This window comes from Paracoccus sp. IB05 (genome assembly GCF_016405985.1).
In the GTDB taxonomy this organism is placed as follows: domain Bacteria; phylum Pseudomonadota; class Alphaproteobacteria; order Rhodobacterales; family Rhodobacteraceae; genus Pseudogemmobacter.
Genome location: NZ_JAEFCF010000002.1, coordinates 116,818 through 135,957 on the forward strand (window position 1 = coordinate 116,818; position 19,140 = coordinate 135,957).

18 protein-coding genes are annotated in these 19,140 nt (G+C 62.0%); 10 read left to right on the plus strand and 8 right to left on the minus strand.

The window, feature by feature from the left end:
• Window positions 1–6 precede the first annotated feature (6 nt).
• Genes flhA through JC607_RS02120 form a run of 4 tightly spaced genes read left to right on the plus strand, consistent with a single transcriptional unit; the run spans window position 7 to window position 4,300 of the window.
• A complete protein-coding gene (flhA, locus tag JC607_RS02105; protein WP_198835291.1) occupies window positions 7–2,079 on the plus strand; it encodes a flagellar biosynthesis protein FlhA in 2,073 nt (690 codons plus the stop codon).
• Window positions 2,076–2,873, plus strand: coding sequence for a flagellar biosynthetic protein FliR (locus JC607_RS02110; RefSeq protein ID WP_198835292.1), 798 nt, complete (start codon window positions 2,076–2,078; stop codon window positions 2,871–2,873). Before flhA ends, JC607_RS02110 begins: the two co-directional genes overlap by 4 nt.
• Entirely contained in the window at window positions 2,873–3,958 is a 1,086-nt protein-coding gene (locus JC607_RS02115; protein ID WP_198835293.1) for a flagellar biosynthesis protein FlhB, read from the plus strand. The genes JC607_RS02110 and JC607_RS02115 overlap by 1 nt, the downstream gene beginning before the upstream one ends.
• A gap of 3 nt (window positions 3,959–3,961) precedes the next feature.
• Entirely contained in the window at window positions 3,962–4,300 is a 339-nt protein-coding gene (locus tag JC607_RS02120) for a hypothetical protein (RefSeq protein WP_198835294.1), read from the plus strand.
• Here JC607_RS02120 and JC607_RS02125 read toward each other — a convergent pair.
• From JC607_RS02125 to JC607_RS02145, 5 genes are read right to left on the minus strand one after another with little or no spacing between them, the layout of a single operon-like run.
• Window positions 4,258–5,253, minus strand: a complete 996-nt coding sequence (locus JC607_RS02125) for a biotin-dependent carboxyltransferase family protein (RefSeq protein ID WP_198835295.1) — start codon at window positions 5,251–5,253, stop codon at window positions 4,258–4,260. The two genes, JC607_RS02120 and JC607_RS02125, sit on opposite strands and share 43 nt — an antisense overlap.
• Entirely contained in the window at window positions 5,246–5,938 is a 693-nt protein-coding gene (locus tag JC607_RS02130) for an allophanate hydrolase subunit 1 (RefSeq protein ID WP_198835296.1), read from the minus strand. The genes JC607_RS02125 and JC607_RS02130 overlap by 8 nt, the downstream gene beginning before the upstream one ends.
• Before the next feature lie 6 nt (window positions 5,939–5,944).
• Window positions 5,945–6,709, minus strand: a complete 765-nt coding sequence (locus tag JC607_RS02135; RefSeq protein WP_198835297.1) for a LamB/YcsF family protein — start codon at window positions 6,707–6,709, stop codon at window positions 5,945–5,947.
• A gap of 2 nt (window positions 6,710–6,711) precedes the next feature.
• The gene (locus JC607_RS02140) at window positions 6,712–7,365 is read right to left on the minus strand and encodes a response regulator transcription factor (RefSeq protein WP_198835298.1); all 654 of its coding nucleotides are present in this window, start codon (window positions 7,363–7,365) and stop codon (window positions 6,712–6,714) included.
• Entirely contained in the window at window positions 7,362–9,734 is a 2,373-nt protein-coding gene (locus tag JC607_RS02145; RefSeq protein WP_198835299.1) for a cache domain-containing protein, read from the minus strand. Before JC607_RS02145 ends, JC607_RS02140 begins: the two co-directional genes overlap by 4 nt.
• A 585-nt stretch (window positions 9,735–10,319) precedes the next feature.
• On the opposite strand from JC607_RS02145, the gene JC607_RS02150 reads away from it, so the two are divergent.
• On the plus strand, window positions 10,320–10,640 hold the full coding sequence (locus JC607_RS02150; RefSeq protein ID WP_233092564.1) for a helix-turn-helix transcriptional regulator: 321 nt from the start codon (window positions 10,320–10,322) through the stop codon (window positions 10,638–10,640).
• Window positions 10,641–10,681: 41 nt separating this feature from the next.
• Here the strand turns inward: JC607_RS02150 and JC607_RS02155 are convergent, their stop codons facing one another.
• Window positions 10,682–11,191 (minus strand): hypothetical protein, encoded by a 510-nt coding sequence (locus JC607_RS02155; protein WP_198835301.1) that lies wholly within the window; start codon window positions 11,189–11,191, stop codon window positions 10,682–10,684.
• Window positions 11,192–11,494: 303 nt separating this feature from the next.
• On the opposite strand from JC607_RS02155, the gene JC607_RS02160 reads away from it, so the two are divergent.
• The 5 genes from JC607_RS02160 (at window position 11,495) to JC607_RS02180 (ending at window position 15,923) form a co-directional block, all read left to right on the plus strand.
• Window positions 11,495–11,779, plus strand: a complete 285-nt coding sequence (locus JC607_RS02160; RefSeq protein ID WP_198835302.1) for a hypothetical protein — start codon at window positions 11,495–11,497, stop codon at window positions 11,777–11,779.
• On the plus strand, window positions 11,751–12,455 hold the full coding sequence (locus JC607_RS02165; protein ID WP_092900198.1) for a response regulator transcription factor: 705 nt from the start codon (window positions 11,751–11,753) through the stop codon (window positions 12,453–12,455). Before JC607_RS02160 ends, JC607_RS02165 begins: the two co-directional genes overlap by 29 nt.
• Window positions 12,456–12,578: 123 nt before the next feature.
• Window positions 12,579–13,406 (plus strand): PHB depolymerase family esterase, encoded by an 828-nt coding sequence (locus tag JC607_RS02170; RefSeq protein WP_198835303.1) that lies wholly within the window; start codon window positions 12,579–12,581, stop codon window positions 13,404–13,406.
• Window positions 13,407–13,542: 136 nt separating this feature from the next.
• The gene (locus tag JC607_RS02175) at window positions 13,543–14,637 is read left to right on the plus strand and encodes a carboxynorspermidine decarboxylase (RefSeq protein ID WP_198835304.1); all 1,095 of its coding nucleotides are present in this window, start codon (window positions 13,543–13,545) and stop codon (window positions 14,635–14,637) included.
• Between the two features lie 50 nt (window positions 14,638–14,687).
• Window positions 14,688–15,923: a saccharopine dehydrogenase family protein gene (locus tag JC607_RS02180; protein ID WP_198835305.1), complete on the plus strand. Its 1,236-nt coding sequence runs from the start codon at window positions 14,688–14,690 to the stop codon at window positions 15,921–15,923.
• A gap of 60 nt (window positions 15,924–15,983) precedes the next feature.
• On the opposite strand, the gene gyrB is transcribed toward JC607_RS02180, so the two are convergent.
• Both gyrB and JC607_RS02190 read right to left on the minus strand, forming a co-directional pair.
• Window positions 15,984–18,434, minus strand: coding sequence for a DNA topoisomerase (ATP-hydrolyzing) subunit B (gyrB, locus tag JC607_RS02185; RefSeq protein WP_198835306.1), 2,451 nt, complete (start codon window positions 18,432–18,434; stop codon window positions 15,984–15,986).
• A gap of 81 nt (window positions 18,435–18,515) precedes the next feature.
• Complete coding sequence (locus JC607_RS02190; protein WP_198835307.1) at window positions 18,516–19,136, minus strand: LysE family translocator; 621 nt, start codon at window positions 19,134–19,136, stop codon at window positions 18,516–18,518.
• Between the last annotated feature and the right edge of the window lie 4 nt (window positions 19,137–19,140).

Below are 19,140 nucleotides of genomic sequence, written 5' to 3' on the forward strand. Positions count from 1 at the left end.
GCCGAAATGGAGACTTTGAAAGCGCGCAACCTGTTCCATCCGACCGTCCTGATGGCCGTTGCCCTGATGTCTGTCATCGGCATGATGATCCTGCCGATACCTCCTGCATTGCTGGATATCGGCCTGGCATTGTCCTTCTCGCTGGCGATCCTGATGCTGACCGTCACGCTGTTTGTCGAACGGCCGCTGGACTTTTCGTCTTTCCCGACGATCCTTCTTGCATCCCTCCTGCTGCGGCTTGCGCTGAATGTCTCTTCGACCCGGCTGATCATCAGCCAGGGCCATACCGGCACGGCTGCGGCCGGCCATGTGATCGAGGGCTTCGCGAGCTTTATCATGGGCGGCAATATCGTGCTCGGCCTCGTGGTATTCACCGTCATCATGATCGTGAATTTTATCGTCATTACAAAAGGCGCGGGGCGAATGGCAGAGGTGGGCGCGCGCTTCGCGCTCGACGGGATGCCGGGGCGCCAGCTTGCGATTGATGCAGATATGTCCGCCGGCGCCATCACACATGATGAGGCGCGCCAGAGGCGTGAAACCGAGCTGGCGGAAACCACATTCTTCGGCTCCCTTGACGGTGCTTCGAAATTTGTGAAGGGCGATGCGATCGCCGGCCTGATGATCACCGCGCTGAACTTTGTGGTGGGCCTGGCCGTCGGTATCGGGATGCACGATATGGATGCCGCCCGCGCCTTCTCGACCTACGCGATTCTCACGGTTGGGGATGGTCTGGTGGGTCAGATCCCTGCGGTGATTATCTCGGTTGCAGCAGCTCTCCTTCTCGCGCGCGGCGGGACAAAAGGCGCCGTCAATATCAGCCTGGTCGAGCAGCTTGGGCGCTATCCCGCAGCCCTTGCAACCGTTGCCGGGCTGATGGCGGTTCTCGCGGTTTTGCCGGGCATGCCCTTCCTTCCGTTCATCTGCACGGCGGCAGGGCTTGCAGGGCTTGCCCGCCTGGTCTGGAAAAAGCCTGTCGAAAAGGCCGAGCCAGAGCTCAGCAATAGCCAGACCGCTGCAAAACACCATATCGGGGATGTGCTTGATTTTGACGAAATTCATATCGAGTTCTCGCCAAATCTCGTGGATATGGCGCTGGATCCTGCGACCGGTCTGGATGGGCGGATTGCCAGTATGCGCAATCATATCGCCTCGACCTATGGGCTTATTCTCCCCGAAATTCGCCTCACGGATGAGGCCATGCTGCCGGGCGGACACTACCGGATCCGCATTCAGGGAGTCGCGAAGGTGACCGACCGGCTGATTCCGGATTGCGTGCTGGTGCTGATGTCTGATGGTGCCAGCGCGCCTGAGGGTGAGGATGTCAAAGAGCCCGTCTATGGCGCGCCCGCCCGCTGGATCCGGCCGGAATATCAGGAGGATGCGGTTTTCTCGGGTCTGACGGTGGTGTCGCCGGCCGAAGTCCTCGCCACCCATTTGCTTGAAGTTCTGAAATCCAGCCTTTCGCGTCTGCTCTCGCTGCGTGGCCTGCGCCGTCTGCTCGATGAATTCACCGATCTCTCGGACCGGGGCAGGGCAGAGGCGAACCGCCGGCTGCTCGACGACATGATCCCTGAAAAAGTGCCGATGGATCTGCTCCATGCGGTGATGCGCCTGCTGCTGGAGGAGCGGGTTTCGGTCAGAAACCTGCCGCTGATTTTGGAAGCGGTCGCCGAGGCGCGCAGTTTCGGATCCCCCGAAGCGGTCTGCGAACATGTCCGTCAGCGTCTCGGTTTCCAGATCGTTGCCGAATTCCGCCGCGAAGACGGAACCGTGCCCCTGATCCAGCTTGCCCCCGAATGGGAGCGGACCTTCCAGGCCCATCAAACCGACGGGGATCGCGGATTGCGCGATGTCGCCCTCCCGCCGGATATTTTCGCAAAACTTGCCAATGGGATAGCGGAAAGAATCGGTCAGGCCGGAGAGAGTGGCGCCTCGCCGGCGATCGTCACCTCGGCGGCAAGGCGACGGTTCCTGCGGACCGTCATTCAGGCGCGGGGGCTCAGGGTTCCTGTCCTCTCCTATGAGGAAATCGGCGCTGACAATCGCCCTGCGCTTTTCGGTCAGGTCGCGGCATGACCGGTCTGATCGCGCAGCTCAGCAGCGTTTTCGGCATCGCGGAGGGGTTGATCTGGCAGGCGGCCCTCGTGTTTCCGCGCGTCGGCGCGGCGGTCGCATTGCTCCCCGGTTTCGGCGAAAGCTTCCTGCCACAAAAGATTAAAATCACCGCCGTAATGGTCATGACGGCGATTGTGTTTCCTGCCGTCATTGAGGCGCCCGCTGGCCTGCCCGGCGCTGACCCGCAAAGCGCGGTCATTACGCCCCTCACCGTGGCGGCCGAGGTTGTCGCGGGCCTGCTCCTTGGTTTCACGCTGCGCCTGATGATCCTTTGCCTGCAAACCGCAGGAACGATGATCGGTCAGTCGATTTCCCTGGCCCAGATGTTCAACGGAACCGGGCCTGAGCCCCAGCCCATCGTCTCCAATCTGCTGACACTTGGAGGGCTCGTGCTGTTTTGCTCTATGGGCGGGCTGGCACGATCTGTGGAATTGCTGGTCTATTCCTATGAGGTTCTGCCGCCAGGGCAGCTGCCTGATCCGGGCGAGATCTCGCGCTGGGCGCTGGGGCTGATTGCGCGGGCCTTCTCCCTCGCCTTCACGCTTTCTGCACCGTTCATCCTGGCGGCGTTGCTTTATAATCTTGCGCTCGGGGCGATCAACCGCGCCATGCCCTCTCTGATGGTGACCTTTATCGGCGCGCCGGCCCTGACCCTTGGCGGTCTGATCCTGCTTGCCCTGGCCAGTCCTTTCCTGCTGCAAAGCTGGCAGGATGCCCTGGGCCTCCGCCTGCTTGACCCGTTCGGACCCTGGTGATGTCAGGCTCCGACAGCGATCAGGATGAAAAGCAGTTCGACCCGACCCCCCGCCGGCTGGAAAGGGCGCGGGAAGAGGGCGATGCGATCAGATCCGAAGATATCCACGCCGCGCTTGCAGGTGCGGGCATTCTGCTGGCCGTCGCCATTTTTGGCAAAGCTGCCATCACCCGGGCCGGAGAGGTGGCGGCGGCCTTTTTTGATCAGGCCGACCGCCTGCCGGGGCCCGGTGATCAGGGGGCGGCGGCGGTGATCGGCAGGGCTGCCCTGGCGATGGCGGGGCCGGTCATCGCGCTGCTGCTGGTGCCGGCGGCATTGATCCTGATCTGGCTGATTGCGTCAAAAGGGTTCGTATTTGCGCCGTCGAAACTGAATATGAAGATGTCCCGCATTTCGATCATCAGCAATTTCGGGCAGAAATTCGGCCGCGGCGGCCTGGTCGATTTCCTGAAGAAATCAGCGAAAATGGTCCTGATTTCGCTGGCCCTGGCGCTGTTTCTGACCAGCCGCGCCGATCAGATCATTGGCAGCACCCGGCTCGAGGCCGGGCAGGTGGCCCTTTTGCTGGTCGGTCTGCTTGCCGGGTTCCTCCTGCTGGTGATTGCGCTCAACGCAGTTATCGGCGCGGTGGATTACCTCTGGCAACGGGCCGAATTCATGCGACGCAATCGGATGACACGGAAAGAGCTGACCGATGAGATGAAAGACAGCGAGGGCGATCCGCATATGAAGGCCGATCGCCGGCGTCGGGCGCAGGAGATTGCGACGCGGCAGATGCTTGCCGATGTGCCGGGCGCGGATGTGGTGATCGTCAACCCGACCCATTACGCCGTCGCGCTGAAATGGGACCGGATCAGGGGCGGTGCGCCGGTTTGTGTTGCCAAAGGCATCGATGAAATCGCGGCGCGGATAAGGGAACGCGCGCAGGAGGCCGGGGTGCCGATCCGGCGCGATCCTGCCACCGCGCGCGCGATCTACGGGATCACCGAGATCGGCCAGGAGATCCGGCGCGAGCATTATGCCGCGGTGGCCGCCGCGATCCGGTTTGCGGCCATGATGCGGGAGAAAGCCAGAAAGCGGAGGTGAGTGATGAAACGGGTCGAAAAACTGCATCGGCTGCGCAGGATGGCCGGCATGGTGCTTGACCTTCGGGCGGCCAGCCTCGCCAAAGCTGCGGCGGAGCGGGAGGCAATCAGGGAAAGGCTGGCGGCGCTGAACCGGGTTCCGGATGAGGCGGCGATGGCGGATATGACCGAGGCGCAGAGATTTCTGGTCTATGAGGGATGGGCGGCCGGGCGCAGGACAAAACTGAACCAGCACCTGGCGCGGCAAGAGGTGATCTGGCGCACAGAGCTCGCGGCGGCACGACAGGCCTTCGGAAGAGATCAGGTTCTCGCCCGGCTGCAAGATGGCAAGAAGAGATCCTGAACCGGCTGACTCCGGGAAGCGAGGCGCGCGATATAGCGCTCCGAGGCGGCCTGGTGCTGCCGGGCAAAAGCAATGGCCTGTCCAGGCGAAACCGGCAGGAAGGCGACCCTCTGACCCGGCGCCACCTGCGCAAAGGCGTCAAGGTCGCAATCGAGCACCGTCGCAATCCTGGGATAGCCGCCCGTCGTCTGATGATCGGCGGTGAGGATCGTGGCGACCCCGTCCCCCGCCACCTGGATCGAGCCGCGCGTGAGCGGCTCCGAGGCCATATCAAGCGGCGCAAGCGGTGCAATTGCGGGGCCGTTGAGCCGGGTTCCCATCCGATCCGCCGCAGTCGTCACCTTCCAGGGGCCGGCATAGAGCGCCTCGATGGATCTTTCGGGAAAGTAACGCTCCTGCGGGCCGGGCGTGACACGCAATATATGGCGGGGGCGCGCCAGGATCGGGCAGGGGATATGCGGCGACAAAGGCAGGCGCGGTTCGACAGGGGCAAAATGCAGCTTTGAGCCCGTGGCAAGTTTGCCGCCCCCGAAGCCAGAGGCCCCATGGGTCGCGGCGCTCCCCAGCCAGGTGGGTACCAGGCTTTGCCCGGCAAAGGCCAGGTAGCACCAGTTGCCCCATGTGCCTGGCCGGATCACCAGGGTTTCCCCGGCCCGCAGCAGCCCGCGTGACCAGGATCCCAGGCGCTTGCCGGCATGTTCCAGGATGAAGCCACCGCCGGTGAGGGCAAAGGCGATCTCACCCGCGTCACAACCGATCTGAACGCCGCCGCGCGAAATCTCGATCACCGGTGTGCCGGGCGCATTCCCGATGGCCGCATTCGCGGCCCGCATGGCGAGCCGGTCCATCGCGCCCGATTGCGGCACACCAAAACGCGCCCAGCCTGGTCTGCCCTCGTCCTGGATCGAGACATGCGGGCCGGCAAAGCGCAGGCAGAGTTCGGCCTCAGACATCGGTCAGTTCCGGGGCCATTTCCGGATCGTCATGGCGAATGCGGCGAAACTGCACCCGGTCGCCGGGATCGAAGAGAAAGGGGCGGGCCGTGTCAGCCGTGAGGATGCTTGTGGCCGAACGGCCAATGATCCACCATCCGGTCGGCATTTTAAGTGTCGAAACAATGCATTGCGACCCGGCAATCAGAACGGACCCGGCCGGGATGTCGCGGATGGCAGCGGATTTGCGAGGCAGGCGGATCGAATCTGGAACGCCGGTCAGATAGGCATAGCCCGGTGCAAAGCCGTACAGGCTGACCTGATACGCACCGCCAAGATGGGCGGCGATCACCGCCTCCGGGCTCTGCCCCGTCATCGCCGCAACCGAAGCGAGATCCGGAGAAAAGGGCGCGTCATAGCACACTGTAACCTCATGCAGCCGGCCTTCCGGCGCCTGCGGTCGCCCGGTGTCGAGCCGCTGGCGGATGTCTGCCTCGACCCTGGCATGATCGGTTGCCAGACAATCGAAACGCACCAGCAGACAGGCATTCCCGGGCACGGTTTCGATCATGGCCTGCGGTGGCGCGGCGTTCAGCGCGGCATCCAGCGCCATCACACGGTCATGCAGCGCCGCATTCACGCCCTCGCCGAATTCCACCAGCAGGCCATGTTCAGCGACGGGACGAAAGCGGGGCGCGTCATTCATCAGGGGTCAGCCGGGCAGGAAGGGGCGGATCGCGACGCCCGCCGCGCTCAGCCGCTGGCGCAGATCAGTGGCGAGATCGACGGCGCCCGGCGTATCACCATGGATGCAGACGGACTGCGCATCGAGCGCAATCGGCGCCGCGCCCGCAACCGGCATCATCCCGCTGTCGAGGAACCCGATCAGGCGTTCGGCAATCTCATCAGCGTCATGCAGCACGGCGCCGTCCTGGCTGCGTGGCATCAGCTGGCCATTGGGCAGATAGGCCCGATCCGCGAAAATCTCGGAATAAACGGTAAGGCCACGCGCGCGCGCTGTGCTTTCCAGCGCCGTTCCCGAGATCGCCAGCAATGCAAGGCGGCCCGGCAAAGCCGCAATCGCATCCGCGATGGCGCCGGCGATCACCGGATCCGCCGCGGCCAGGCCAGACAGCGCGCCATGGGGTTTGAGATAACGGATCTCGGCCCCGGCCAGCGCGGCCAGACCCTGCAAAGCGGCGGTCTGGGCCACCACCATCCGGGTGATTTCGGCCGGCTGCATCGGGATCACCCTTCGGCCAAACCCCTCGCGGTCGGCATAACCGGGATGGGCGCCGATCACGACATCGCGGGAAACCGCCAGCGACAGCGCGGTGAACATGGTTTCGGGATCACCGGCATGGCCGCCACAGGCCAGATTTGCTGAAGTCACAAGCTCAAGCATCCGGGCATCTTCGCCCATCGTCCAGGGCCCATAGCTTTCGCCGAGATCGGAATTGAGGTCGATCTGCCCCATGTTCAGCCCTTTGCGAGGAAATGCTGCGCCATCGAGATCAGCTCGGCCACCGAGCGGATTTGCAGTTTTTCCAGGATCCGCGCCCGGTGGTGATCGACGGTGCGCGGGCTGATCCCGAGCCTCGCGCCCACCTCTTTGCTGGAGGTCTCGGACGGGTTTGACACCATATGGCTGACGATTTCCATCTCGCGGCTGGTAAGCCGGTCGAATTTCGCCCTGAGCCGCTCGGTCCCGGCGCGGGCGGCGTGATGTTCGGCAACCAGCGCGAAAGCGGTCTCGATCCGTTCGATCAGCACCGACTGACGGAAGGGTTTCTCAAGGAAATCCAGCGCGCCCGCCTTAATCGCCTGCACCGATTCCGGCACGCCGCCATGGCCGGTGATGAAGATGATCGGCAGGTCATGGCCGGCCCTGGCCAGCCAGGCCTGCAATTCCAGCCCGTTCATCCCCGGCATCCCGTAATCGAGGATCAGGCAGCCGGGGGTCTCTCCATCATAGCGGAGCAGGAAATCTGCCGCCGAGGGGAATGTCTCGACCCGATAATCGCGCTTTTGCAGCGCACGGGCGAGCGAATTGCGGATCGCTTCGTCATCATCGACCAGAAAGACCGTCAGCCCGGCCACGGGGTCTTGCTGTGCAATCGACTGCTCTTTCATACCGCCTCCGCAGCTGTGTTCAGCGTGAAACAGAATCTTGCCCCCCGCGCCCCCGGCTTTTCATGCCAGAGCGTGCCGCCATTGGCCTCGATGATCGACCGGCAGATCGAGAGACCAAGGCCCATGCCTTCGGGTTTCGATGTGTCGAACTGGGTAAAAAGCGTGATGGAGTCGCTGACGCCAGGCCCGGTATCCTCGACCGTGACGAGCAGCATTTCGCGGCTGTCCTGCAGCAAAGGCCGCACGGTCACGGTCACCTGGCGCGTGTTTTCGCTGTCAGAGGCAATGGCTTCGATGGCATTGCGCAAAAGATTGACCAGCACCTGCGCCACCTGGATCCGGTTGCCCAGAACCGGCGGCAGCACGCCGAGATCCTCGACGATCCGCACGCCGGAATCGCTGGCCTCGGCATGGACGAGGCGCAGCGTCTGACCCAGAAGTTCAGCGAAATCAAAGGGCGAAAGCGTTCCTTCGTCCTTGCGGATAAAGCCCCGCAGCGCGCGGATGATGTCTCCGGCACGCAGTGACTGGCTTTCGATTTCGGTCAGAAGCTCGCGCAGCTCGATGTCGGTCCATTTGCCCAGTTGCAATGCGAGCAAGGCGGTATCGGCATTTTGCGAGATCGCGGTCAGCGGCTGGTTCAGCTCATGTGCGAGGCCGGCCGCCATCTGCCCCATCGTATTGCCGCGCGCCATATGTGAGAGGTCGCGGTTCAGCTGCTCGATCTTGCCGGCGCGGGCCTTTTCTTCGGTGATGTCATCGACGGTCAGCACGCCATGCAGGGGCTTGCCCGCCTCATCGCGAATGATGATCGAATTCAGCTTGACCCAGATCAGCGAGCCATCGCGCCGGAACCAGCGCATTTCCTGGCTGGACTCGGCTCCGCCGGTCTCATTCAGCTGCGAGCCATCGCCGCAGGCATAGGCGGCAACATCGTCAGGATGCGCGACATCCGTCACCTTGCGTCCGATCACCGCCCCGGTCGATGGGGCACCGACCAGTTCGGCGAACTTCGCATTGGCGCGGATGATCGAACCATCCACCGGCGAGATCTGCGCCATCGCACGGGTCGAAAGCTCGAAGGTCTGGCCATATTCGCGCTCTGCTTCGCGGCGGGCCACGATTTGCTGCATCAGGGTGGAATTGGCCTTTTCCAGCTCTTTATAGGTGCGCGGCGGCGGTTTTGTGGGGTCGACTTCACCCTGAGAAATCAAGGCATTGCGAACTGCAAAGGCGCGAACAGGGCGGTAGATGTAATCGGCCAGCAAAAGCCCGACGATGCCGGTGGTCGCGGCAACCAGCACCGCGATCCAGATATTCTGGGTCCGGTTGTCCTTAATCGAGGCCGTAAAATCGCTCTCGGGCGCATAGACGCCGATGGTCCAGGGCAGTTTGCCACTGATCGTCGGCATAACGGTCGAGACATAGGATTCACCTTCATAGGTGAATTGTGAGCGGGTGAGCTGGGCGATCTTCAACTCGCCGCTGCGTGCCAGCGGCGCAAAGGCGGCGCGCGCGATGGGGTCGTCGATCTCGCTGATACTGGCGAAGCGCAACGAGCCATCCTCGGCAGTGATCCGCAACAGGTCCATATCCGGATGCGCGATAACATCTCCGTTCTTGTGTATAATCAGTGCTTTGCCAGAAACTCCGATCTGCAGCCGCGACAGGAAATCCGAGATGCGGCTGATCTCGATATCGACACCGACCACGCCCCAGATGGATCTGCGCGCACCGCTGGCCCCGCGTTTGCCATTGACCGGACGCAGCACCGGCGCTGCCAGGGTGATGCCCGGCTGTTGCGATGAGAAAAAGATATAGGGGTCGGTCCAGACCGTGCCGAGACTGTTCTTTGCGAGGATAAACCAGGAGCGCAGGCGTGGGTCATAGGGATCGTCCGGGGTCAGCCGCCGCGCCATGATCGAGAAGTCATCGCGGCGCCAGATCAGCTCGATCCGGCGGACGCCGTTTTCAATGGTGATCAGCTTGGTGCGGAAAGGCCCTGCCTCATCTGGCGTGCGTGAGACCATGACGAAATTGCCATCCTCGCCGCCGAAATAGAGACCGGCAAATTGCGGCGAGATCTGCAATTGCTGGAACAGGAGCTGTTCAAGCCGCGCATGGTCATCGCTGGCAACCACCTGGTTCTGCGCCAGCCGTGCCGCGAGTTCAGCGGCGCCCTGGGCGGGGTTCAGGAAGCCCTTGGAATGTTCGATCGCATTGGTGCCGACATCGCGCAACAGGTGGCGCGCATGGGCGATCAGCGCCTTTTCAGAGGTGAAATATGACGAGAACACCACCGCCAGAACAGCGATGAGCTGCAGGCCGGCAAGGCAGAGTGCCAGAAGGATCCGCAGCGAATACCGCATCACCGGCCTCCGCAGGCCAGGCGCGGGCTGACGCAACGGAAGGCTGTCCCGGCGGGGCGGGGACAGCATAGGGGTGACGCAATTCTCGGGCCTGATTGCAAAATTTCTGCCTGTTATTGCAAGCTTCCGGGGCTGAGCCGGATCCGGGGCAGGTTAAGGGCTATGGTCGGTGAATGCCAGTGGCCCCGTAAATGGATATAGGCAGTTCTGCCTAGGCAACCACGCGAATTTAACTTTTACCGGACCCGTGGAATAAGCCTGTATGCCGGATCCGTAGAGTTCCAGTTTCAGACCACCGGCGGTCTGGGCCTTGGGCGGTCGTTGTGCACGAACGTTGCCAATGCACTTAACGAGTTGACGTGTCAGTCAGTAACCTGTCAGGCCGTCGGTTGGTGGTTGCCCGATATTGGCAATGTACCGGCGGACCAGTTGTCGGTGATCTCACCCCCGAAGTCCCCCTCGGCCTCGGGGGTGCTTTTATTTGGGGTTCTTTTGTTTTCGGGTCACTTCGCGCAGCCTGACCGACGACCGCCTGGCTTGATTTTATCTGCGATTTTATGTAGATAGGGCCGGATGCATCCCCCGATGGACCTGAACCCCCAGACCATGCTCGCCGCCGCAGACCAGGCGGGCGCGCTTCTGAAGGCGCTTGGCAACCGGCACCGGCTTTTGATCCTCTGCCACCTGGTCGAGGGCGAGAAATCGGTCGGCCAGCTGGCCGGGTATCTGGGGCTCCGCGATTCGACTGTCTCGCAGCATCTGGCGCTTTTGCGGCGCGACAGGATCATTGTCGGCCGCCGCGATGGCCAGACGATCTGGTACAAGATCGCAAGCGCGCCGGCATTGCGGGTGATGTCGGCGCTTTATGAGAGCTTTTGCCGCGATAAACCGGATCAACCCGGCTGAAATTGCGCGTCCGGATTGCGGACGCGCCAGGCTGTGGCGGATCAATCGCGCAGCATATAGCCGAAATCCCGCAGGCAGGCTGCGGAAAACAGCCGGTCGCGCTGCCCGAAAACGCGGGCCGCAGTGCCGCAGTCCCGCGGCAGCTTTTCGCGCAGCCCCTGATTTCGCAGGCAGTTTTCGGAATAGCCGCTGTACCCGCGGCGCCCGTCGATCTGCAGCGCGCAGACCCCGGGCAGGCGCAGGCGATGCGGTTTGTCCCAGCCGGGGCGCATGCCGCGTTTGCTGTCCACGTTCAGCACCTCCGGCAGAATGCCCGGACGGGCCGGCTCGCTCAGCTGATCGGGATAGCGCTGCCAGGCGGCTTCTGCCTTCGCGCCGACCGGCATGAACATCGACACCGCAAAAGCAAAGCCAATCAGACCTGCGGTGAGGCCGGGGCGTGCTGTTTTCCGCGGCTTGCCCGTCGCGCGGGCCTGGCCGAAATCGAAATCAGCGGGATGCGACTGGTTGCTTTGCCGGGCCGGAGCCGCTTCTGTCCTGTGATGCTGCATGAATGCCTCCTTGGGTCTTGTTGCGCCACTGTCCGTCGCTGCCGGCGACCTTGACCCCGATCTGAGTTCGGGAGGGCCGTCAGCGTCCTGCAGCGGATGACCCGACCTGGCTCGCAGCGGCCAGGTCGCGCAATAACGGCGCATGGCCAGGCCATAACAGCCGCATCTGATGCGCGTGATATGGGATATCACCGCCCTGAGACCTTGCTCGTTATTGAATATCCAGGCGGATTTCCGCAGATTGAGCGGAGAAATATAACGCCCCGTTAAGGGACGGGCAGTATTCCGACGATGGAGCCGGAGATGATCAGAACCATGCTTGCTGCCATATTGGCGCTGGCCCTTGCCGGGCCTGCGGCGGCTGATTGCTACGCAGATTACAAGGCCAAGAAAGATGACCCCTTGCAGCTCCACTATGGGGTGGCGCAGGTTTCCGATGGCAATTGCTCTCCGGGCAAGGCCGGAGCCGAGCTGAAACCCCGTCTTGCCGCCGGCGGCTGGACTTTGCTGAATGTCCTGTCCACTTTCGGGCCGGAGGGGCTGGATGAGAGGAAAGCGAATGCCGGGGCCTGGTTCCTTCGTTACTGACAGCCTGAAACAGGGCAACCGGGTTGTGACCTTCGGAATCGCCGGGATCGTGCTGATCCTGTTCGCGGCTGCCTTGCTTTTGTTCCTGAACCTGCCCGACGCCAACGCGTTCAATGCAAGGGTTGAGCGGATCTTTATCGAGAATGACGATCTGCGCAGCGGGGCCGAGATCCGGCTTCTTGAGATTCTGGCAGGGTCCGGAACCACCTTTTCCGAGGTTCTGACCAGCTATCGGATGGTGATTTTCGTGCTGCTGGTCTTTTCGTCTGCACTTCTGGTCGCGGCGCTGGTTTTCCTTGTGATGATCATCGTGCTGAACAAGAAGATCGGTGCGATCCAGCGGTCAGGCATCCAGGTCTCGTCGCTGATGATCTCGCGCGAGGCGAGGGCGGTCTATATCAACGATCTGGAATTCACCCTGACCGAGGCCGCGCTGGAGACGCTCTCTGTGCTGGCCGAGGCGCGGATGGATGATGAGGTGCTGACCGGGGTGCAGATCGAAGCGGTGATCTCGGGCCGGTCCGAGGCGGATTGCGAAGAGGCGGCAGGGGCCACGCGGGTCAAACGGCTCCGCGACGCGCTTGGCAATCAACTGGTGAGCGAGCTTCTGGTGAAGACCATTGCCCGGCGCGGTTATGTTTTGGCCGTTGGAAAGGAAACGATCCGTATGATCTGACCCGGGATTGTTGCCGTTTCCCGAGAGTTGGACCCAACAAATCACCTTGACGCCTTCTGGTTGTCTCAATCGGGCAGCAATCAGGAGGCGAACTATGTCAAAAGATACTGAAAATTGCCCGGAATGAAACGCTACCTGAACACGCTCCTCTCTTTCGTTTTTTTCACGCTTTTGGGCGGTGCGTTTCTGCTTGCCGCGCCGCGCTTCATCCCGGACTGGCAGCCAGCCACGGGACTGTCTCCGGTTCCTGGCCCCTCGGGCGGGGCGGATTTCACCGAAACCGTCAACGCGACGCTTGCCGCGCCACGCCAGAGCGCGGCGCCGGCCATCCCCGGCCCGGGCGTCAGCGCGCATATCCTCGAGGTGAATGGCGTAAGCCGGACATGGTACGGCTATGACGGGGCGAAATCCGGCCAGACCGCGCCTGTCGTGATCCTGTTCCACGGCTCGGGCCGCAACGGGCGCGATATGCTGGCGCCCTGGCAGGCGATTGCAAAGCGCGAAGGCCTGATGCTGATCGCACTGGATGCCGCCGACAGCCAGGCCTGGTCGGCCAGCCGCGATGGTGTCGAATTCCTTGAGGCGGTTCTGGCCGATGCCGCCGATCTCTATGCGATTGATCGCAGCCGGATTTATCTTTTCGGACATTCGGCGGGTGCCAATATGGCGCTTGCGCTTTCCGTCCGGCCGCCTTCGGGTGTGCGGGCGGTCGTGGCGCATGCAGGGTCACTTTTCGCGACCAGTCTGCCGGAGAATCCGGTGCCGGTCCGGATCTATGTCGGCGACCAGGATCGCCTGTTTCCGCTTGCCGAGGTGCGGCGTTCGGCGCAGCTTCTGGCCTCTGCCGGGCATCCGACCGACCTGGTGGTGATCCCCGGTCACGATCACTGGTTCTACGACGCGGCGCCCGCCATTGCCGCCGATGCCTGGGCCTGGTTCGCGGCAAAGTGACAGCTTTCTGTCATCCCGCCGTCATGGCCGGCGGGCTAAGCAGCACCGATGATGCTTGCATCAGAGGGCCTGCGGCCCTACATGGCCGTTCTGGCCGTGTGGCCGTTGGTTCTCTGCTGCAACCCGGGGGGATTCGATGATCCAGACGCCCTATTACCTGATCGATTGTGCCGCGCTGGCGCGGAATATGGCGATCATGGATGAGATTCGCAGCCTTTCGGGCGCGAAATGCCTGCTGGCGCTGAAATGTTTTGCGACCTGGCCGGTGTTTGACCAGATGGCGCGCCATATGGATGGCACGACCTCTTCCTCGCTTTACGAGCTGCGCCTGGGGCGTGAGAAGTTCGGCAAAGAAACCCATGCCTATTCCGTGGGTTGGGCCGATCACGAGATTGAAGAGGCGGTTGGTTACGCCGACAAGATCATCTTCAACTCGATCAGCCAGATGGAGCGGTTCGACAATCAATCGGCCCAGATCCAGCGTGGATTGCGGCTGAATCCACGGTTTTCGACGAGCGGCTTTGATCTTGCGGACCCCGCGCGGCCGTTTTCGCGGCTGGGCGAATGGGACCCGGCGAAGATCGAGCGGGTGATGGACCGGATTTCCGGCTTCATGATCCATTACAATTGCGAGAATCGCGATTTTGATCTGTTTGACCGCCAGCTCTCGCGGATCGAAGAAGAATTCGGCCCGCTTTTGCGTCGTCTGAACTGGATCAGCCTGGGTGGCGGTATTCATTTCACCGGCGAACGTTACCCGCTGAAAGCCCTGGCCGAGCGGCTTCGGGTCTTTCAGGACCGGTTCGGGGTCCAGGTGTTTCTTGAGCCGGGCGAAGCCTCGATCACCAACACGACCACGCTGGAAGTGACGGTGCTCGACGTGCTGAACAATGGCAAGGATCTCGCCATCGTGGATTCCTCGGTCGAGGCGCATATGCTTGACCTCTTGATCTACCGCGAAAGCGCCCGGATGGACGATACCGGGCCGCATCGCTTCATGGTTTGCGGCAAGAGCTGTCTCGCTGGCGATATTTATGGCGAGTATGGGTTCAAAGCGCCTTTGCAGATCGGCGACCGGATCTCGATCCCGGATGCCGCAGGCTATACCATGGTCAAGAAGAACTGGTTCAACGGCGTGAAAATGCCGTCCATCGTGGTGAAAGAGCTGGATGGCTCGCTCACCGTCGCACGCGAATTCGGCTATGCCGATTACCGGGACAGTCTCGGCTGAGGCCCAGACAGTCCCCCCTTCCCCAGCACTCAAGAGGAGGCGGTTTCCCCATGAAACGCAACGTGTTGATCATTGGCGCCGGTGGCGTCGCTCAGGTGGTGGCGCATAAGGCGGCGCAGCTGAATGACCGCCTTGGGGAGCTGCATATCGCCAGCCGCACGAAGTCCAAGGCTGAGGCGATCATTGCCTCAGTCCATGAGAAAAGCGCGATGAAAGTAGCAGGTCGCTTTGACGCCCATTCGGTCGACGCGATGGACAGCAAGGCGGTGGCGGCACTGATCCGCGAGACTGGCTCTCAGATTGTCATCAATGTGGGCTCTCCTTTCGTGAATATGACGGTGCTGGACGCCTGTATCGAGACCGGCGTCGCTTATATTGACACCGCAATTCATGAAGATCCGACTAAGATCTGCGAGACGCCGCCCTGGTATGGCAATTATGAATGGAAAAAGCGCGACGCCTGCAAAGCGGCGGGCGTGACGGCCGTTCTGGGCATCGGTTTCGACCCGGGCGTGGTTAACGTCTGGGCGCGTGCTGCAGCCGATATGATGGATAGGGTTACCGAGATCGACATCGTCGACATCAATGCCGGCTCCCATGGCAAGTATTTCGCGACCAATTTCGACCCTGAGATCAATTTCCGCGAGTTCACCGGCACGGTCTATTCCTGGCAGGGCGGTGCCTGGCAGGAAAACCAGATGTTCGAGATCGGGAAGACCTGGGATCTGCCGGTTGTCGGCCCGCAAAAGGCCTATATGTCGGGCCATGACGAGGTCCACAGCCTTGCCGCAAACTATCCCCAGGCCGATGTGCGGTTCTGGATGGGCTTTGGCGACCATTACATCAACGTCTTTACCGTATTGAAAAACCTCGGGCTTTTGTCCGAGCAGCCGGTAAAGACCGCCGAAGGTCAGGAAGTCATCCCGCTGAAAGTGGTTAAGGCCGTGCTGCCCGATCCGGCAACCCTGGCGCCCGGCTATACCGGCAAGACGCTGATCGCGGATTTCGTCAAAGGCGAAAAAGACGGTCAGCCGGTCGAGGTGATGATCTACAACACCGCCGACCACAAGGAAGCGTTTGAAGAGGTTGGCAGCCAGGGCATCAGCTATACCGCAGGTGTTCCGCCGGTTGCGGCTGCGGTTCTGATTGCCGAAGGGCTTTGGGATGTCGGCACGATGGTTAATGCCGAAGAGCTGGATCCGAAGCCTTTTATCAATCTTCTTAACGAAATCGGCCTGCCGACGCGCATCATCGACAAGGATGGTGACCGATTGCTCAGCTACTGACAGCCAAAGAAAAACCCCCGCGAAGCGCCTGCTTCGCGGGGGTTTTTCTTTATGCTTCGTTCAGAAATCGAGGTTCTCGACCGTCAGCGCGTTTTGCTGGATGAACTCGCGACGCGGTTCCACCACATCGCCCATCAGCTTGGTGAAGATGTCGTCGGCCTCGGCCACATCGTCGATCTTCACCTGCAGCAGCGTGCGGGCCTCGGGGTCCAGCGTGGTTTCCCACAGCTGTTCGGGGTTCATTTCGCCCAGACCCTTATAGCGTTGCAGCGAAAGGCCTTTCTCGCCTTCTGCGAGGATGGCTTTCAGCAGATCGCCGGGCCCATGGATCATCTGCTCGCGATCCTTGCGCACGAGGCGGGCCGGATTGCGATAGACATCGCGATGGGTGGCGGCGGATTGCGCCAGCCTGCGCGCTTCGCCCGAGCGCAGCACGGCGCCATCGAGCGTCCGCAGCTCTTCGACGCCGCGCAGAATACGCGACAGGCGAATGCCCTGGTCCTGGGTGATACGCCCCGACCAGCCACGCTCATATTCCAGCGCAACGAGGTCGAGCCGCCGCGCCACCTGATCCGCCACGGACTGGAGGTCACGATCTGCCGCGCCGGCCTCAAACGCCCCTGCCAGCGCCGCCTGTTCAAGGATCGGTCGCGGGTAGTGGGACGGGAAGGCATCAAGGATCCGGCGGAACTGACGGGCGCCGTCAAGCACCCGCGCCAGATCGGCGCCGGCGATTTCTTCGCCCGTTGCCAGACGCAGGACAGCGCCTTCAAGTCCTTGTTCCACAAGATAATCATCCAGCGCGGCCTGGTCTTTCAGATAGACCTCGGACTTGCCACGCGCGACCTTATAAAGCGGCGGCTGCGCGATATAGAGGTAGCCGCCCTCGATCAGCTCCGGCATCTGGCGGAAGAAGAAGGTCAGAAGAAGCGTCCGGATATGCGCGCCGTCCACATCGGCATCGGTCATGATGACGACTTTGTGGTAGCGCAGTTTGGCGATGTTGAATTCGTCACGACCGATGCCGGTGCCAAGAGCCATCACCAGGTTGCCGATTTCCTGGCTGCCCAGCATCTTGTCAAACCGCGCCCGTTCGACGTTCAGGATCTTGCCGCGCAACGGCAGGATCGCCTGGTTCTTCCGGTCGCGCCCGGTCTGGGCCGAGCCGCCTGCCGAGTCACCCTCGACGAGGAAGACTTCGGATTTCGACGGGTCTTTCTCGGTGCAGTCCTTCAGCTTGGCCGCGTTGAAATTCACATCCATCGCCGTTTTGCGCCGGGTCAGCTCGCGCGCTTTGCGCGCCGCTTCGCGGGCCAGCGCCGCTTCGAGGATCTTGCCAACGATCACCTTTGCAACGGCCGGGTTCTCTTCAAACCACTCGCTCAGCTTTTCATTCACCAGGTTCTCGACCGCAGGCCGCACCTCGGAGGAGACCAGCTTATCCTTGGTCTGGCTGGAGAATTTCGGATCCGGCACTTTCACGGAAAGCACGCAGGTCAGGCCTTCACGCGCATCATCGCCGGTAAAGTCGATCTTTTCCTTTTTCGCGATACCCGAGCTTTGCGCATAAGAAGTGATCGTCCGCGTCAGCGCGCCGCGGAAGCCCGCCATATGGGTGCCGCCATCGCGCTGCGGGATATTGTTGGTAAAGGGCAGGACGTTTTCGTGATAGGTGTCGTTCCACCACATCGCGACCTCAACGCCGATCCCGTTGCGCTCGCCGACGATATAGATCGGCTCGGCCATCACCGATTGTTTGGAGCGGTCGAGATATTTCACGAATTCCCGCACACCACCGTCGTAATACAGCTCGACATGCTGCGGCTCGGCGGTGCGCAGGTCATTCAGCTCGATCCGGACACCCGAATTCAGGAAGGCAAGTTCGCGCAGCCGGTGTTCCAGCGTTTTGAAGCTGTATTCGAGGTTGGAAAACGTCCCATCCGGGCGATTGACCTTGGCCGAGGCGAGAAACCGCACCTGAGTGCCACGTTTGCCGGGCGCCGGGCCCGCCTCATAGACATGCGTGGTGCATTCGCCGAATTCGAACCGGCCCCTATATTCCTTGTCGTCGCGCCAGACGGTCAGGTCGAGCCATTCCGACAGCGCGTTCACCACGGAAACGCCGACCCCGTGCAGGCCGCCCGAGACCTTATAGGCATTGCCGCTGTCATCGGTATTGTTGAATTTCCCGCCGGCATGAAGCTGGGTCATGATGACCTCGGCTGCCGAAACGCCTTCTTCCGCGTGGATGCCGACCGGGATGCCGCGCCCATTGTCGCGCACCGAGACGGAGTCGTCTTCGTGGATCGTCACCACCACTTCGGTGGCGTGACCGGCCAGCGCCTCGTCAATGCCGTTATCGACGACCTCATAGACCATGTGATGCAGGCCCGAGCCGTCATCGGTATCGCCGATATACATGCCGGGCCGCTTGCGAACGGCTTCCAACCCTTTGAGAACTTTGATGGAATCGGCACCGTATTCGGTGGTCTTACGGGCTTCGTCAGCCATACTCTCGTAACCCCTCAGATTGCACGCGAGTTATAGCGGTTCAGGCCGGGAATGTCACGCATATGCCACAAGATTTTGTAGTCAGAGAAAGGGGATAAGCAGGGCCACAAGGATCAGCATAACCCCTGCCGCGATGTTGAGCCGCCGCAGCGCGGACGGGCTTTGCAACAGCGCCCGCGCCCGGTCGAGAAACAGCGCAAGGGCAAGATTTCCGAGCATCGGCACGAAGGCGGAAATCGAGATGATCGCCAGAATGTCCCAGCGGTTCAGCTGATCAAGCGAGAAGAACCCTGGCAGCGCCCCCATGTAAAACAGGATCGCCTTGGGGTTGCCGATCACCGCCGCAAGGCCGACGGTAAAGCCTGCGATCAGCCCGGGCCGCGTGAGCCGGCTGTCGGCGGTAACGGCACCGCCGGGCGCGCGCAGCAGCATGATCCCCATCAGGAGGAAAATCGCCGCCGCCAGCCAGCGCAGGATCTCGAGAAACCCGCCATATTGGCTGAGGATCCAGCTCATCCCCATGATTGCGGCGAAGGGCCAGGCCAGATCGCCAAGCGCCACCCCCACCGCCAGCGGCCAGGCCGCCGCAAAGCCGCCCGAAAGCGCCCGCGCGAGCAATGCGACCCAGACCGGTCCCGGCACCGCCCAAAGTGCTGCCATCGCGCCGGCATAGACCAGCAATTGCCACAGGGTCACGGTCATGGGG